At 64.9% G+C, this 17,238-nt stretch carries 7 protein-coding genes; 1 reads left to right on the forward strand and 6 read right to left on the reverse strand.

Annotation, left to right across the window (positions count from 1 at the left end):
• Window positions 1-5: 5 nt before the first annotated feature.
• From ACIQ7H_RS01310 to ACIQ7H_RS01335, 6 genes are all read right to left on the reverse strand, one after another.
• Window positions 6-10,553: an SDR family NAD(P)-dependent oxidoreductase gene (locus ACIQ7H_RS01310; RefSeq protein ID WP_395787579.1), complete on the reverse strand. Its 10,548-nt coding sequence runs from the start codon at window positions 10,551-10,553 to the stop codon at window positions 6-8.
• A gap of 790 nt (window positions 10,554-11,343) precedes the next feature.
• The gene (locus tag ACIQ7H_RS01315; protein ID WP_395787581.1) at window positions 11,344-11,895 is read right to left on the reverse strand and encodes a transcription termination/antitermination protein NusG; all 552 of its coding nucleotides are present in this window, start codon (window positions 11,893-11,895) and stop codon (window positions 11,344-11,346) included.
• Between the two features lie 676 nt (window positions 11,896-12,571).
• Entirely contained in the window at window positions 12,572-12,772 is a 201-nt protein-coding gene (locus tag ACIQ7H_RS01320) for a hypothetical protein (RefSeq protein WP_395787583.1), read from the reverse strand.
• A 545-nt stretch (window positions 12,773-13,317) separates the two neighbouring features.
• Window positions 13,318-14,151, reverse strand: a complete 834-nt coding sequence (locus tag ACIQ7H_RS01325; RefSeq protein ID WP_395787585.1) for a DUF4339 domain-containing protein — start codon at window positions 14,149-14,151, stop codon at window positions 13,318-13,320.
• Window positions 14,152-14,528: 377 nt separating this feature from the next.
• Entirely contained in the window at window positions 14,529-15,662 is a 1,134-nt protein-coding gene (locus tag ACIQ7H_RS01330) for an alpha/beta hydrolase family esterase (protein WP_395787587.1), read from the reverse strand.
• Between the two features lie 13 nt (window positions 15,663-15,675).
• A complete protein-coding gene (locus tag ACIQ7H_RS01335; RefSeq protein WP_395787589.1) occupies window positions 15,676-16,086 on the reverse strand; it encodes a hypothetical protein in 411 nt (136 codons plus the stop codon).
• 516 nt (window positions 16,087-16,602) lie between these two features.
• On the opposite strand from ACIQ7H_RS01335, the gene ACIQ7H_RS01340 reads away from it, so the two are divergent.
• On the forward strand, window positions 16,603-17,187 hold the full coding sequence (locus ACIQ7H_RS01340) for a hypothetical protein (protein ID WP_395787591.1): 585 nt from the start codon (window positions 16,603-16,605) through the stop codon (window positions 17,185-17,187).
• Window positions 17,188-17,238 lie beyond the last annotated feature (51 nt).

Genomic DNA, 17,238 nt, shown 5'->3' on the forward strand with positions numbered 1-17,238 from the left:
CGTCCTTACAGAATTTGTTCCAGAAGCTTCTCAAACGCCCGCTCCAGCCCTTTGGGCGCTGCGCTGGCGATGGGGTGTTTGTGGTAGAGCGAGTCCAGCAGACGAGCGAAGTCTCCATCGGCGGGCTGGGGTTGGTAGGGCGGTCGGTCGCTGTGCAGATGCAGGCCTCGCATGCGCACACAGACCAAACCTTCCTTATCCATGAGATCCGCGTCCAGCCAGACATCGACCGAGTCGGGTGTATTGCTACGGGCTCGCCGCAGCCAAGCGAACATGTGCGACTGACACGGCGCGAGCTGCTGCAGACTTTCGATCCGCAGCGGCAGTGATGACTGTCCGGGCACGGGGGCGAAGCCGGTGGCTAGCAACACTCCGGCTTGCAGCACGCCGTCGAGCAGGGCTGGGTGCAGCCCGGAGGTTTCAGACAGATCGCGTGCCGAGTCCGGCAAGACCAACTCGGCCAAGACGTGTTGAGGATCACTATGCAATCGGCTTATGGAGCGCAGCGCTTGTCCGCGAACGGGGCCGATCGTCTTCAATAGGGTGTCGAGAGTGGCGACACCAACTTCACCCTGACCAAGCAGAGCGCTTAGCTGCGCCAGGTCCAGGCGCGGAGCCACCTGCACGGGCTCTAGTTCGGCGCGACCTCTGCAGTGTTCAATACGCTTGCCCGGTTGGCCGGCGTCGAGATCCACGCTGTCGATGACGAACTCGAGGCCCTGTGCGGGAGTGCCACGCAGGCTGAGATCCAGACGCACGCCCAATGCTCCGGCGGCTGCGGGCCACTCTGCGCGCAAGCGCAATTGGCGGTTCGATAGACTTGCCTGTGGCAGCGCCTGCATCACCGCTGCACGCACCATTTCCAGATAGGCGAAGGCGGGCAAACGCTGTTGATGCTCGGCCACCAGCAGGTCGCTGGATTTGAACTCGGAGCTGAAGCGCAACAGGCCGAGCTGCGAGGAGTTCCGGTGCACCAAGGGATGCAGGCGCTCGAGGGTGGCGGTCGAACCGCGCCGCCCGGAGGTGTCGATCCAATGGCGCTCGCGTGCGAACGGATAGCCGGGCAGGCTGAGTCGCTTCGGAGGCTTGTCCGCGCGCAGGGCGGTCCAGTCGAGTTCGTGACCCGCCACCCACAGTTGGGCGATCTGGTTGAAGTCGCCCGCGGCGAACTGCGCCTTCAGCTCGGCCTCTGAGACTGCCGGCGCGGGCGTCTGTTCCAGCGAGCTCAAGCCTTGCTCGTTCTTGCGGAAGCGCTGTACGCGCCCTCGTTGCAGGCCTTCGATCTGCTCCTCGCCGACGGCAAAAGCCTGAAGACGTTGCAGCAGCTCGGCATGGGAGTGCGCCACCAGGGCCAGGCGCTCGTCCATCGGGTCGCGGCCCACTTGCAGGGTGTAGGCCAGGGCATGCAGGTCGGTGTCGGGCTTTGCCTGCAGGAAATCGGCCAGTCGCTGTGTGTAGGCGCGCAAGCGCTCGCTGCTGCGTGCCGACAGTGGCACCAGACAAGGGCCCGCGCTTAGCGGCGTTGCCGGCGCAAGTGGTCTGTACTGTTCCAGAACCACATGCGCGTTGGCGCCGCCCCAGCCGAAGGAGCTGACGCCGGCGCAGCGCGGCAGTTCTTCGCCGGTTGACGCACGCGGAGCGGCCCAGGGCACGGTCTTGTCGGCTATGTAGAAGGGGCTGCCTTCTAGATCGATGTAGGGATTCAGGGTCTGGAAGTGCAGCAGGGCCGGGATCTGCTGGTAACGGATGGCCAGCAGCACCTTGAGCAGGCTGGCGATACCAGCGGCAGGCTCCAGATGGCCGATATTGGTCTTGACCGAGCTCAGACCGCAGTGCGCCTGGGTCGGTGCGCTACAGCCGTAGGCGCGATACAGGTCGCCAAACGACTTCTTCAGCGCCTGGATCTCGATCGGGTCACCCAGGCTGGTGCCGGTACCGTGGCATTCGATATAGCCGACCGTGCTGGGGTCGATACCGGCCTTGTCGTAGGCCTCGAACAGCAGTTCGGCCTGTGCCTTGGGATTGGGCGCTGTGAGCATGGTCACGCGACCCCCATGATTCTCGGCGGTGGCGCGGATCACCGCATGAATGGGATTGCCGTCCGCCTCGGCCTGCTGCAGGGGCTTGATGAAGATCGCGCCGACACCCTCGCCGCGCACGTAGCCGTTGGCGTCCTTGTCGAAGGTCTTGCACTTGCCGTCGATGCTGAGCATGCCTGCCGAACTCAGCGAGATGTGGGCGATCGGCGTCAGCATCACCTGCACGCCACCGACGATGGCCATGTCGCTACTACCGGTGTGGATCGATTCGATGGCTCGATGCAGGGCGACCAGGGAGCTCGAGCAGGCGGTGTCCAGGGGCGCACTGGGGCCGCGCAGATTGAGCAGGAAGGACACCCGGTTGGCGAGGATCGAATGCGAGTTGCCTGAGGCTGAGAAGCCATCCAGTGAGGACTGGTGCGTGGCGAGTACGTCGATGTAGTCCTTGGCCGAGGTGCCTACGAACAGGCCCGTACGGGTACCTGACAGATCTGAGACCTTCTGGCCGGAGTCTTCGATCGCCGCCCACACGGTTTCGATGAAGATCCGCTGCTGCGGATCCATCATTTCCGCCTCGCGCGGGGTGATTCCGAAGAACAGCGGATCAAATTTATCGACCTCGCGCATGAAACCGCCCCAGCGCGAGTTGGACTTGTTGACCTCCTTCACCGGGTTGCCGTCGTACTGCTCCCAGATCCAGCGATCACGCGGGATCTCGGTGACCAGGTTGCGGGCGTTTGCCAGGTGGTCCCAGAACTCCTCCAGCGTGTCGGATTGCGGCATCACGCCGGCCATGCCGACGATGGCGATCGGCATGTCGCGGAAGCGATTGGTCGGCGACGCCGCCGTTCCAGCAGGGCCCGAGTTGGATGCGTGGCTGGGCGCCTGCCACTGCTTGCGACCAAATGTGGGGCTGACTGTGCTGGCCACCGCGCTGACGGTGACTGGCGTGGTCGGGGCAGCTGTGGTCAGGTCCGAGGCGGTCGTCGCTAGGTCGACGCCGGTACCGGCAGAGCCGACATGCGCCGCGGCCATGGCGGCCGCGTGCTCCTCAAGCAGGTGGTCAGTGATCGCCCGCAGGCTCGGATACTCGAAGAACAGCACCGGGTTGATGTCGAGCAGGTAGCGTTGGTTGATCGCATTGGCGAAGCTGGTGAGGCCGATCGAGTCGAAGCCCAGATCCAGCAGGATGTTGTCCAGCGACAACTCATCGGCGCCGAGCTTCAGCATCTCCATGACCAGTCCGGACAGCTCGGCGATGACCGCGTCATGCAAGCCCGCGGAGCTCGCCGCAGCCTTGTCGACGACCGCAGCCGGCGCACTGGCCTGCTGCACGGGCTGGGCTACGGGAGCAGCGAGCCCCCACGCCAGCTCGATTTTTTCCCGTACTGCTTCAAGCACCGCGATCTGACTTGGCTCGGCTCGCAGAGCACGCAGCAGCGCCTGCTGACCGATCTCGCGCCGCAGAGGACGGATGCCCAATGTTTTGCGGAAGAACATCTCGGTCTGCTCGTCCAGACGCATTCCGCCGTCGGCCCACAGGGACCAGTTGAGGCTGAGCGAGCGCCCACTGCGCTGACCGCTGGCGCTGAGCTGCTCGCGCTGCGCCATCAGCGCATCCATGTAGCAGTTGGCGTAGGCGTAGTCGCACTGGCCGGCGTTGCCGCCGATCGCGGCCAGTGAGGAGAAGCAGACGAAGAAGTCCAGCGCCAGGTCGGCGCTGCAGCGGTCCAGATGGAAGCCGCCGAACACCTTGGGCGCGAGTACGGCCGCCATGTCTTCCTGAGTCTTGTTGCGCAGGAACGAATCGCGCAGCACGCCGGCGCTGTGCAGGATGCCGTGCAGGCCACCGTGAGCCTGCTGGCAGTGGTCAATCAAGGCTCGCGCGGCGCTCGGTTCCGACACGTCGGCCTGCAGGTACTCGACCTCGGCGCCGAGATCGCGCAGACGTTGCAGGTCATCGCTGCGCTCGCTCGACAGCGGCGAGCGGCCGCTGAGCACCAGCTTCGCCTGGCACTGGCGTGCCAGAAACTCAGCGAAGATGAGGCCTAGACCACCGGCACCACCCGTGATCAGGTAGACGCCTCCCTGCCGGAGTGGCAGGGCTGAGGCTTCCGCGGCAGGCAGTTCGGCATCGGAGAGGCGGACCAGGCTGCGCACCTCGCGCAGTCCAGCGCGATAACGCACGCTGAGGTCGAGCTGGGCTGCGGAATGCAGTTCGTGCAGCAGGATTCGTGCTGCGAGCGTGACGTCGTCGCTGTCCAGCTGCAGTCGCTTGGCATCGATCCGCGGGTTTTCCAGGCGCAGGCTACGCAGGAAGCCGTCGAGTCCGGCATGCTCCGGCAACTCGACTTCGCCGGGCGAGCGCGAATGCAGGTAGACCAACTGCAATCGACCCTCGAGCTTGCACTCGATCAGGGCCTGGCTGAGGCTCAGCAGGGCATAGACGCCACCGTCCAAGGCTGCTTGCAGGGCTTCGGCGTCAGCTGCGGATTCTGTACTGCCCCAGCCGATGCAGATTCGGGTGGGCAGGGCGGCACGACTGCGCAGTTCGGCCAACAAGAGCGCGTAGTCCTGCTTGTGCCGCGGCTGCACGCGGAAGTTGTCATCGCCCAGATCTTCGAAGGCATCGCCAGGCAGCACGCAATGCACCCGCAGGCCGAGCGCCCGCAGCGCCTCGGCGCGTCGAGGATCGCGATCGAACAGCAGCACATCGCCGCGCTCGCTGGGAAACTCCGGCAGCGCGCGCGCCAGCCACTGCGGGCGGTAGTACAACTCGTCGAAACCGCGCTCGTCCAAGCCCTCCTTGTCGCTGCCCTTGTCGCCAAGGGCGCGGGGGGCAGGCTTCTCGTGCACGCTCGTGAGCGGCACGCCGATGGACTCGCGCAGACGTACCAGCACGCGACCGTTCTCGTCGACGATGCAGACGTTCTCACGGCTGACGCCACTGCTGGATTCGCGCGTGCCGGGTGTGCGCGTCACATGGCTGTAGCAGGTGCGGCTCAAGGGATGCAGCAGCTCGACCTCAGTGATCGAGTACGGCACCTTCATCTGCCCCTCGGACTGGCCGAGTTGGCCGACCACGCCGGCCTGCATGGCGGCGTCGATCACGCAGGGGTGCAGGACGAAGGCGTCGAAGTCGGCCTCGCGTACCACTGGCAGCTGCAACAGGCCAAGCACTTCGTCGGCCGTGCGATGAACTTCGCGCAGCAGGCGGAAGCTGGGGCCGTAGTCCAGACCGAACTGGGCGAACAGCGGGTAGGCCTCATCGCCCCCCAGCAGACGTGTGCAGCGCGACTGGATAGCAGCGAGATCGATGAACTCGGCCGCCGCCGGCTCCACCGCGAACTCCAGCTTGCCCTGGGCATACAACTGCCGACTACCGTCGGCGCGCTCACTGAAAACCTCGAACTGCACGGCCTCAGCGGCGGGCTTCAGCTCGGTCAGGACGTCCACGACGCCCCCCTCGACCGCACTCAGTGGGCTGACCCAGGTGATGTTGCGGATGCGCCGAACCGGCAGCCCGGTGGCCAGCTCGCCGGCACGGCGGGCGAGATCGAGGTAAGCGGTTCCCGGCAGGGTCGGCAGGCCCGACACCACGTGCTCTCGCAGGAAGAACTCATTGGCATGGAAGCGCTTGCGGAACAGCTGACGGCTGAAGGTCGACTCATTGGTGTCGATCAGCGGGTGCAGGGCTGGGCCGGCTGCGATCGAGTGCATGCGCGGCGCCGTTGCCGCCGCCGTGGCGATCCAGTGCCGCTTGTCGGCGAAGGGATAGGTGGGCAGGGACACACGACGTGCATCGCCCTGTACCAGGCCGCGGCAATCCGAGAGCAGGCCGTCGATCCACAGTCGAGCCAGTTTGTGGGGGTCGCGGCCCTGCATCAGCAGTTCGATGAAACGCTCACGCTCCTCGCGATCGAGCAATCGGGTCAGGCCATCAGCGGCTCGGGCGTGGCCGCAGTGCAGGTCAGGAACGCTACGTCCGCTGGCAAGCGCCTCCAGCCCGGCCAGCAATGCCGGGTAGTCGGCAGCGATGATCGCAGCGCGGTGCTCAAACGACTTGCGGCCGTTCTGCAGGGTGTAGGCGAGATCGCAGAGTCGCGGGCGGTGGGTACGCTCGCCCAGCCGCTGAAGAAGGCGCTGGGCCATTTGCTTCAACTGTTCTTCGTTGCGCGCCGACAGCGGGAACAGATAGCCCTCGTCCGGTACGGTCTCGTTGCTCAGCTTTACGCGGCATTCTTCTACGACGACATGCGCATTGGCGCCACCGGCTCCGAAAGAGCTGACTCCGGCGCGCAGCGGCTGCTCCACGCCATCCAGTACCTGCGGCCGCCAGGGCTGCAGCTGGCGCTGAACATGGAAGGGTGAGTGTTCAAACTCGATATGCGGGTTCAACCGTTCTGCGTGCAGGGATGGCACCAGTTCGCGCTCGCGCATCTGCAGCAGCACCTTGCTCAGGCCGACCAGGCCGGCACCGGCTTCGAGGTGGCCGATATTGGTCTTGACCGAGCCGATGGGACACTGGCCCGCAGCCACGCCGTCACGGGCAAAGGCTTGGCTGAGCCCGGCGATCTCGATCGGATCGCCCAGTTCGGTGCCGGTGCCATGCGCCTCGATGTAGCCGATGCTGCGCGCGTCCACGCCTGCACGCCGCAGGGCAATGCCGATCAGCTCGGCCTGGGCCTTGGGGTTGGGGACGGTGTAGCCGCTGGTGCGTCCGCCGTGATTGGACGCGGCGCCGCGGATCACGCCATAGATCTGGTCGTGATCCGCCAGGGCCTGCGCCAAGGGCTTGAGCAGGATGGCGCCGACGCCCTCACCCGCCACGTAGCCGTTTGCTCCCTCGCCGAAGCTGCGGCAGACGCCGTCAGCCGACAAGGCGCCGCCGGCATGGTTTATATCGAACTTGTGCTGGTGCAGATCAAGGTTGACACCGCCGACCAGGGCGCTGGAGCAATCGCCTCGGCGGATCGCCTCGCAGGCCAGGTAGATCGCGGTCAGGCTGGACGAACAGGCGGTGTCGACCGTGAGGCTGGGGCCGGTGAAGTTCATCCAGTAGGAGACGCGGTTGGCGATGCTCCAGAGAAACGAATTCGGGTGCTGCTCGCCGCCCGCCAGCTTCGCTTCGACGCCGAGGATCTGGTACAGAGCCCAGACCGCACCGACAAACACGCCGACATCGCGACGGCCTTCCTGGGCCAGCAGTTCGGGGTAGTAGCCGGAGTCCTCCAGGGTTTCCCAGGCGACTTCCAGAAAAATCCGTTCCTGCGGGTCGAGCATCTCGGCCTCACGAGGCGAGATGTTGAAGAACATCGAATCGAAGCGGTCAATGGCGTCGAGAAAGCCGCCCCGGTAGTCGCGGTTGCAGGCACCGCCCGCCCGCTGTGCACGCCGCTGCGCAGGCAACTCGCTGATGCAGTCGCGGCCGGCGCGCAAGTTCTGCCAGAAGGCATGCAGATCGTCGGCTTGCGGATAGCGGCCGGCCATGCCGATGACGGCAATGTCCAGGCCCTGGTCATCGCGGAGCGACTGGGTCGTCACCTTCGCGCCGACGCCGGGCTTGGCTCTCTCAGCGGGGCGGAGAGCGGCTGCAGCCGACGCCGACGGCTTCGTCTGGTCATTGCCGGACATCTCAAGCTCGCCGCTGATGGGGGTCTCGCTCGACGCTGCCGGGGCATTGCTAAAGCCCAACAGTGCGTAGCGAGCGGCGAGTTCACCCATGCCTGCCGCGCTCTCCCCCGTCTGGCTCAGTTCGGGAATGTAGGCGGTCGGGGCGAAGGCTGCGCGCAGGCGCTCACACAGGATCTGCACGTGGGCATCGTCGAGCCCCTGTGGGATCGCCAGCCGGACCAGATCATTGATCGGACCGTTCTTTTGCATGCCTACGCTGTGAGCGCCGGCGCGGATGCCGGTGTGCAGGTACAGCCAGGCCAGGAAGGCCGCCACCGGATGCTCCAGCGCGTTGAAGTCGGGCAGACGCTTGACGTCGATCAGCACGCAATGGGCGCCGGCCGGCTGCAACAGAGGGAGACCCAGCGAGTCCAGGCAGTGCCAGACCTGCTCGACCTGACGCAGGCGGCGGCTCACTCGTTGTTCGATCAGGCTGCGGCGGCTAAAGGCCAGGCCGACCAGCTTCTTGTCGAGCACCGTCAGCCCGCCGCCCTCCTGGCTCATCAGCGCATGCACGCGGCCGAGCAGCGCCTCGTCGTCGCTGGCGATCAGGCCACCGCGGTCAAGGCCGAAATCCTTGGCCAGGCTGCCGATCAACACATGCGCCTGAGCGAGCAGCTCATGTGCCAGAGCCCAGGGCCGGTCATTCACATGCTCGGAATCGTGCTGCACCAGCAGGTGCGCGTTTTCCAGCACACGCGTCGCATCGATCACCAGGCTCAGGCCGTGGCTGTCCAGCAGTGCGCGCAGTTCGCGCAAATGGCGCAGAGAAACCGCCTGGCCGCCCGAGGCGTTGTCGCTGAGCTCCACGCAGACGTAGGCCACCTCGGCCGCACGCGTTGCCAACAGTGCCTTGAGCGCATCGAGATCCAGCTCGGCCTTCTGCGCTGACGGGGTGTCCACCGCGAACAGGGACGGATGCGGCAGTTCCTGTGGACTGAAGCCCTTGTCGATCTGGTGGAACAAGCAGGTCGGAAACAGCAGGTTCTGCGGAACCAGGCCGGGCCGCGCCCAGGCTTTGCAGAACAACTCGTCCGCGCTGCGACCTGACTCTGTCAGAGCGATGTGGCGAAACGGGATCAGCTCGCGCAATGCGGCCTGAAGATCGATCGGCGTCTGCAGATCGGAGCGCAAGGCCAGCATGCTTTGTGCAACTTCCGGACGGTGCCTGAGCTGGGCCCAGGAGTCGGTCTTGTGCTCGAACTCGACCGCAGCGTCCGCGAGATGCAGAGGATTGAAACCGGCGCCCGCCAGTGCAGCCAGGCGGGACTGTGCCTCACTGTCCAACGCTGCGCTGCTCTTCGAGGCGTTGGCCGTTGCGCGTGCGGGCTGGCTCGGTGCAGCCTGGGCTAGCGGGAGGGCCGTCGATGTCGCTGCAGTGCGTGCAGGATTGTGATGCTCGGCGTCGTTGGTCTGGGTGCGTTCGGGGTCAGCGATCATCATGATCAGATCGAGCACGCTGTCGGCGGAGCCCGCCTCGCGCGGACGGCACAGGTAGATGCTGCGGTTCTGTGGGCGGAATTTGTTCTTGAACTGCAAGTTGCCGGCATCGTTGAAGATGCCCTGGCGGTGCAGGTCGTCGAGCACGCGGTCAACCGCAGGATCGGCCAGCGGCGAGCGCTCCAGGCGGCAGCCATAGGTGCCGCCCAGGCTGAGCAGGTCACAGCCTTCGGCAGCCAGCGCCTCGATGATCCGCACGATGGCGTAGTCCAGCCCACCCAGGGGCATGTCCTGGCCGTAGAACTCCAGGTCCATCAGATAGCCATTCAACTCATCGCAAAGGCGAGAAATCAGAATGACGTTCTGCAGGCGATCGTTCTGATAGGTGATAAAAAGGCGATGCTGCGGGTGCAGTCTGCCTTGCAGGATCTCCTCACGCACGCGGGCGATCAGCGGGTTGACCATCGGCTTGCTGGCACACCAGGCGTCGATGACGGCAGCGATTTCCTGGTCGACCTGGGGCTGGCTACCGCATAAGTACTCGACAGTGCGGCAGGGGCCGGCCTTCTCGAACTTCGCCAGCAGGTAGCGCAGACGACGCATGGCGCTGCCCTGCAGGGAGAAGTCGCGAATCTCGCAGACGCGCTGAAGCGCTCCAAACGGAGTTGAGGAAAACGCTGTTTCCCCGATGGCCTCAATCGTTTCATCGGCGAACACATTGAGCAGCAAGCCGTGGCGCTGGCAGTGTGTCTGCAGCTCGGCCGCCAGCTCGGCGAAGTAGTCGCGTGGGCCGGTAAAGGCATACACAAGAATCAGCGTGCGGCTGCGCGCGTAGTTGAAGTAGCCACGCCGGCGCGAGCCGATAAACAGATTGGGCGCGATGTCGCGGGTGCCACGAGACACGCAGCCTTCGTTCTTGTGGCGCGCGTACAGACCCTCGATGTGAGCCTGTAACTGCGGATGCGCGGGCAGGTCGGCTTCCAGCAGCAGGAGCGGCTCGATCTGCGCTACCAACGATGCGGCAGGCGAAGGCGCCGGTGGTCGTGGGCCCGGCGGCGTCGCGATCGGCGCCACGGTCTTCGCAGGTACAGCCACTCGGCCAACAGTCGGTGTGGCCGCCGAGCCGCTTGAGAGGCGCGTCTGCAGGGCTTCCGCGTGTCGATCCACGAAATAGCTGGTCAAGGACTCCAGATTGAAGTTCTCGAACAGCAGGGTCTTGGGCAGGCTGCCAAAGTCTGCTTCCAGCGCTTTCAGAATCTTCAGCACCCGGAACGAGTCGACGCCAAGCTCACCAAAGGGCGTGGCAGCATCAAACTCGGCCGCGGGCAAGCCCGACGCCTCAGCGAACAGGCCCTTGAGATATGCCTCAGTGCGTGCCAGCAATTGATCACGATTTTGCATGCTGTCCCCGATGTGCTTTGCGCCCAGGTGGGCCGTATCGCACAGCGATGTCGGTTGGATGAGGCCTCGTCTCCGCCTACAGGCTTGCCCGTGGCGCTGCTCGATAGCCGAAGCACAAGCGTCAAGAGGTAAGCGCGTCATCCCTGGCGCGGGAGCTCCGATGGATCCGAGCTCCCGAGGGGCGTGCCGATTACTCTTCATAAAATGTCTGTGGGCTCACCATCTCCCTGCGCGCGGGAAACGCTGAGGGACCGGAACGCCCATGGCTGCTGGTGCGGAAAAGCTGCTTCGTCAGGCGGATGGACCCTGCCCACTCGCAGTTGCGGCATAAGCACTCGGTAGCCGGGGGCCGCAGCTGGCCGCTACTCGGACGTGGGCAAGGCTCCGCCCTTTGGCGTCACCGTAGTGCGCCACGTTTTCGTTTGAATTGCCTGTGTGCCTCCGCGTGAGCGGCGCCTACAGAAGCCCGATGGCCTGCCAATCCACATTGACTCGCAGACAGTTGCTGTCGAGCCGCGTGGTTACGCCGAATGAATCGTGGTTCCAAAGGTGATCGCCTTCGACGTCGACTCTGCCGAACGGCCCGGGAGCGCTGTTGCCGCGCCGAAGAGATGAATGGTCAGGCAGACAGCTCGACTTGGCATTTGCAAAGCATTGGCCCTGAACCCTGTGAAGTCGCGCCATGCCGAAACATCATTCTCAAAGAATGGGCAAGGCTCCGCCCCTTGGCGACACCGTAGTGCGCCATGCTTCAGTTCGAATTGCCAATGCGCCTCCGCGTGTGCGGCGACTACAGAAGCTCGATGGCTTCCCGATCCACTTCCACGCGCACGCTGCTGCCGACGAGCTGTACATTCACTACCAGAGATGCTTGATTCTTCAAGTGAATCAGTTCGCCTTGGACCCCAGCAAACGGCCCGGAGACGATGTTGACCCGCCGACCCGGTACCAGGTTGGGCTCTATCGTCAGGTCCAGACCGCTATCAACCAGCTTCTTAACAGCCATTACTTCCTCTTCCGGCAGGCTCGCCGGCCTCCCTGCCGCAAGCACAAAGCCGCATGAGCCGCGGATGTAGCGCATTCCTTCGTACTGATCGACCCTTGGACGCACAAAAATGTAACCAGAGAAGAGCGGAAGACTCGTTTGCCCGCGTTTCTGCTTCGAACGCCGTGTCAGGGTTTGCCTAGGCAGGTAGGCGCTCACGCCACGCTGCTCCAGTACAGATTCCACCACGCTTTCGTGACGGCTTCTGGTCCGCAACACCAGCCAAGGCGCAGCATCCATCTCTTCCACCCACTTGAACTCGACCGCATTCATCGAGCCCCGCACGTTAGAGCTCACGTGTGACACCTTGTGTATTTATGGATGCGCCCGACGAGATTCCGCGGTCACATACCGTGGGCATGCAAATTGTCGCTGGCGCCGAGCCCTCAGCCGATGCGCAACGTATAGGACAGCTGGGAAGCCGAAGAGCCTTCTTGTGCAGGTTGTTACGTCTGTACGTTCTTCTAGCTTTAGTTGTTCCGCTGCAAAAGTAAACTGGCAGATCTTACAGGTGCACTCTGTGCGAGGATCCTTTTCAGACCGACCTTGCCTTGAATGATCTGCAGCATTCCAATTCACGCTGAGGCAGGAAACGTGGGAGCTCCAAGCCATCAGCTGGGAAGTCCGAGGAACCCGAAGTGTCACCGAAAGGGTCCTGCATCGCCGCCAGCGTCGATCATTCGTTATCCAATTCATGCTCTGGTTGCCGCAGCAAACCACCCCTTGCGAGAACCACGGAGAAGTCGCCGCGTTGCCCGGGATCCATGGCTTGTACAGCTCCCGCATCGCCCAGCGGCGTGCGCGATTCACCAAGGGCGGAACTGCCTCCCTGGCCGGGCAGCCCGCCGGTCGCGAGCCGATGCGCGACGTCAAGGATCGGCGGACTGCCGAGCTCGAACGACAGCTTGACAAGCTGACGACTCAGCTGACTCTTTCCGCCGGCTTGTGTGCTTTAAGGGCGCGATGCTGATGTTCAGACCTGTACAAGTGGAAGCAGTCGGCGCACCAGCGGCCCTGGTGCGAATCGGCAAAGTGCGCTGGATAGTCCGCCTGCGTCTTGCAGCGTCTTGCAGTGCGCCTCCGAAAGGGCGATATCGTTGCCAAAACGCGGCCGCGACTGGCTAGCGTCAGTTTTGCTTTCGGCCAGCAGATCGATGAAGTTGTGCGGGGTCATCGGCGCGCCGCGGTCCTGGTGCACCGTCAAGCTGCTGAAGGTTCTCGGGTGTACGGCCGCGCAGCTGCCCACGCTGCATATCGCCTGCACTCCCTCGAGCTCGACCAAGCCATTCATGTTCAACAGCTCGCACTCAGGCCTCATGACCTTTTTGTTCAGGGTCTGAAGCTCAGGTTCCTTGGTGTCGTGCTTGGGCGCAGGCCCTGAGCGCTGCGCGCGCCGGCCGCTGGAATCGGATACTGCGAGCTGTTCACCGCAGGCCTGAAGCTGCAAGTGGTAGATGCCTTCGCGGCGCAGCAAGGCTCGAAGTTCCGAGGGTGAGCGACGGAGCGCGGAGTACCGAGCTCAGATCTGCGAGACACGCAGAGGCCGGATCGAGCTTCGTACGCAAGTGCCCCGCGGAATCTCGGGCTAGCAGCCTGTCGCAGCCCGACGCCACACCAGTGGCGCCATGGCGAATACGCAGTCAGCGATGTCGGGCATCGCTGCGCTCCGCTCAACCTACCCGATCGTCGCCGCGCCAGAGGATCGAATCTGCGCCGCGACTAACCCTCGCACCCCGGCGGCAGATGTTCCGGACGCAGGTCCCTGTTGCGGCAGACAATGCTGACGGTCTCGCCCTCAATGCGTACCTCGTAGCGCAGCGTCCGCTGGTCCAGCGCCGGGCCGAAGCCGTAGAACTGGATGTCGTAGGCGCACTGGCCGCTGTCCGGGTGGGCCGGGGTAATGCCGCTCCAGCCATCCTGATTGCCCTGCAGGCGCGGGTCGCGGACCTGGATGCGTTCGAACTCCCAGGTGTCCGGGCAGGTGTCGCCGTTGGCGCGGTAGAACTCGCGCATCGCGGTTTCCACCAGCTCGCGGGTGAGGGCGTCGGCGCTGGCCATGTGGTCGGCATCGAACTCGCGCGCGGGCGCGTCCGGCGTGGCCATGGATTGTTCCGACCCTGACGCTGCCGGCTGCGACTGACGTGCGCGTTCGACGTAGTCGCGGTAGCTGGGCAAGGCGATCGCGGCAAGGATGGCGATCAGCACCAGACCGGCCACTGCGATCGCTACGACGATCAGGCAGCCGGTACGGCGCGAGCCTGAAGGCGCTGCCGGGCGCGATGCGCGGTAGGCCGCAGGCGCAGCACCCGCTGTGTTGGCGACTGTGACCTGCGGCCGCGGCGGCAAGGGCGGCGGCAGGGTTTTGTCCGGCACCACGCCGATCAGCTGCAGCGCTTCGAGCTGACGCTCCAGCGGCTGCCATTCGCGGAGGCCGGCGTGCCAGACCAGGGTGTCGAGAACGATCCGCCGCTGGCGGAAGTGCTCACGCATCGCGTCGGCGCTGAAGGGGCCGGAGCGCCCGGCACCGGGGGCGTGGTAGTACCACTCAATCATGTCTGCGCTCCGGTCGTGGCGCCGGTGGGCGCGGTGGAATTGCGACGCCCAGCATAGTGGCGAGCCGGTCGCGGGCAATCCAGTGCGGTCTTCGCCTGCCAGCAGCTGCAGGCGCCGGCCGCCGCAGGGCACCTGCCAGGAACACGCGCCCCGCAGGGCCTGCAAACCATGGCGGCAAAGTCACCAGTGCGAGGCGCTACGGCGCGGAGCGCCTGAGCCCTAGCAGCCTGTCGGGCTTTGGTTGGCCGGGCTGCAAATCCGCCTGCGCGATCCACTATCCGCCGATTCTTGGCCGAGAGCCCACTCGGCCTGCAAATCGTCGAAAACTGTCCTCTCGCAGTCGACTATCGCCTCGACCCCCAAAGCCCGACAGGCTGCTAGCCGCGGCTGGGACGCGCGCGCTCGCTGAAAAACCGCAGCATCTGTGCCGAAGCGTCTGGGCCGGTCGGGTCGGTGTAGCTGCCCGCCGGATCGCCGCCGGACCAGGCGTGCGCGGCACCGTGGGTCAGCCAGTGCTCGGCGCTGACCCGGCCACCCTGCACATGCAGGGTGCGCGTGTAGCGGCGTCCGCCGGCGGACACGCCATGTTCGACCGTCGCTGCCGTTGCGGTTGCCGTAGCGTCCGCGTCGACCGGGCCGAGGCTTTGCGCGATCACGCCCACGCCATTGCGTGGATGCACCGTGATGTCGCCATCGCCGTGGAAGACGATCGCGGGTACGGGCTTTTCGTTGGGTTCGCTCGCACGGCGACGCCCGCTGGATTTGCCGGTTCGCATCGCCGCGAACGCAGATGGAACGTCACTGGCCAGACCAATCGGCAGACCCGAGTGCACACCGATCGCGGCATAGATATCGGGATGGGTGCTGGCGAGTACAGCCGCCATCGCGCCGCCGGCCGACAGTCCAGCGACGTAGACCCGACGCTCGTCGAGCTGATGCTGGGCAACAAGATGACGGGTCAGTGCGGCGAGCATGGCGGGCTCGCCGTGCCCACGCTGCTGATCGCTGCCGCGGAACCAGTTCCAGCAGCGGTTCTGATTGCGCTTGCTGGTTTGCTGCGGGTAGGCAACGACATAGCCGTGCTCGCGGGCCAGCAGGTTCATCCGCGTACCGATCGCGAAATCGTCCGGCGACTGGGTGCAGCCATGCAGCATCAGAAGCAAGGGTGCGCGTTTGCCCTCCAAGCCCGCGGGAACGTAAAGCTTGTAGTCCAGAGCGCCGGCGCTGCAGGCAAAGTGCTCGCTTCGGAAGGGAGTGTCGACCGCGTCGCTGCGCGCATGCCGCCGCCCGGATTTGGGCGTTTCGAGATCGACCACGCGAAACTCGCCGTCGATGCAGTCGGCAGCCACTGATGCAGCGGGTTTGCTCGCAGCAACGCGCGACGAGCGCGCATCTTCGTCGGCGGCGATGTTGGCGGCGAGTCCGTGCTGAAGCGTGCGGGTTGCGGCGCGCAAATCGCCGCTTCGCATCAGGCGCATCGCCTGCTGCATGGTGTCGTTCATGGCTTTCATTATTGAGTCCTGATTACTGGATACGGCCGGCCAGCGCGGCCTTGACCGGCGCGCTGGCCTGCAAGACCCCGAGCACCACGATCGATTCAATCGTCGCGCTGGCGAGTTCCGGCGACACATCGGCAGCGATCCGGACCAGCCCAAGAGCGTGGATGCGCAGTCGCTGGCCCGCATCGCGGGCTGCTTCGAGGTCGTGCCGCGAGTAGTCCTGCAACCCTAGCACCAAGGTGCGGCGGGCCACTGTCTGCCGCAGCACCTCGGCATGGACGGTCAGCTGATTGCGAATGGCAGTGCGGATGAAGTCGGTGCGGTTGGAGTAGAAGCCCTCCTGCACCATCAGGTCGATCTGGCCCAAGTCAACAACGCCGAGATTGATCGTCATTTTCTCGCTCTCGGCGAGGGGTCGCGCTCGGATGTCAGGCATTGGATTTCTCGATTTAACGCTGTGCGCCATCCTAGCACCATCCATATGGATGGCGTACGTCGATCTGAGGCTGGCGCACGCGCACTCGCCTGCACGGTCCGGCGGTGCTCGAAATCCATCCCAGATCGAACATAAACGGCGCGCTGGCCGCATCGCCGACGCGAGGCCAGAGTCAGGGCGGCGGCCCTTCGGCGGCAGAGCGGCGAAAGCTGAACCGTGAGCCACGCGCGAAGGAACGGGGGCGCTGCTGCTGGCGCGAACACCGACAGCGCCTGTGCCACGCCCGCTGTTCCAGACCCGACCCGCATACATCCGCTGCGCGCCCGGGAACGGACACGCACGTGTGCGCCCACCCCCGCACGATCAAGTGTCTGCACCATCATGCTGCGTTATCACTTGGCTTGGCGCTAAGCGTTGCAACGCACTGACCTGACAGCCTCGCTCCCGCAGGCTGCAGCAACAGGCAACCGCCTTGTGCCCTCGCAGTCTGCTGGGGCAAGCCATCTGGAGAACACCTTGAATACAGCGCATTCCGTCAATCAGTCAGCTACCGGCACAGTGCAGGATCGCGATGCCAACGCCACGCATCCGAATATGGTCACCGGCCTGTTTCCGGATCGCTCCTCGGCCGAACGAGCCTACAGCTCGATCACCAGCCGCGGCTATGAAAAGGGTGACATCAATCTGGTGATGTCGGACCAGACCCGCAAGGCGCACTTCGCCGACACCGACAATGTCGATACGGACCTTGGCACCAAGGCCGCTGAGGGTGCAGGCGTAGGCAGCGCCATTGGCGGCACGGTTGGCGCGATCGTCGCAGCGGTGGCAGCGGTCGGTACTTCGCTGGTGATCCCGGGCCTGGGCCTGGTGATTGCCGGTCCGATCGCAGCGGCCCTGGCCGGTGCGGGCGCCGGTGGCGTGACCGGTGGCCTGGTTGGCGCCCTGGTCGGCTGGAACATCCCCGCCGAGCGGGTGAAGCTCTATCAGGAAGGGATTGATCGGGGTGGCATTCTGATGGCCGTCAAGCCCCGCAATGCCAGCGACGCCGAGTACTTCGAGAGCGAGTGGAGGTCGAGTCAGGGCCAGAACGTTTACCGCTGAGCAAGCGCGAATGCCGTGACCACGCGCTGATACCGCGTGTCGCGACATGCG

Origin of the sequence: Aquimonas sp. (assembly GCF_044377145.1) — a bacterium.
GTDB lineage: Bacteria > Pseudomonadota > Gammaproteobacteria > Xanthomonadales > Xanthomonadaceae > Aquimonas.

Excerpts from the sequence above, each read along its gene's own strand:
- ACIQ7H_RS01310 (WP_395787579.1), bottom strand. The coding sequence starts at position 10,553 with ATGCAAAATCGTGATCAATTGCTGGCACGCACTGAGGCATATCTCAAG.
- ACIQ7H_RS01320 (WP_395787583.1), bottom strand. The coding sequence starts at position 12,772 with ATGACCCCGCACAACTTCATCGATCTGCTGGCCGAAAGCAAAACTGAC.
- ACIQ7H_RS01325 (WP_395787585.1), bottom strand. The coding sequence starts at position 14,151 with ATGATTGAGTGGTACTACCACGCCCCCGGTGCCGGGCGCTCCGGCCCC.
- ACIQ7H_RS01330 (WP_395787587.1), bottom strand. The coding sequence starts at position 15,662 with ATGAAAGCCATGAACGACACCATGCAGCAGGCGATGCGCCTGATGCGA.
- ACIQ7H_RS01335 (WP_395787589.1), bottom strand. The coding sequence starts at position 16,086 with ATGCCTGACATCCGAGCGCGACCCCTCGCCGAGAGCGAGAAAATGACG.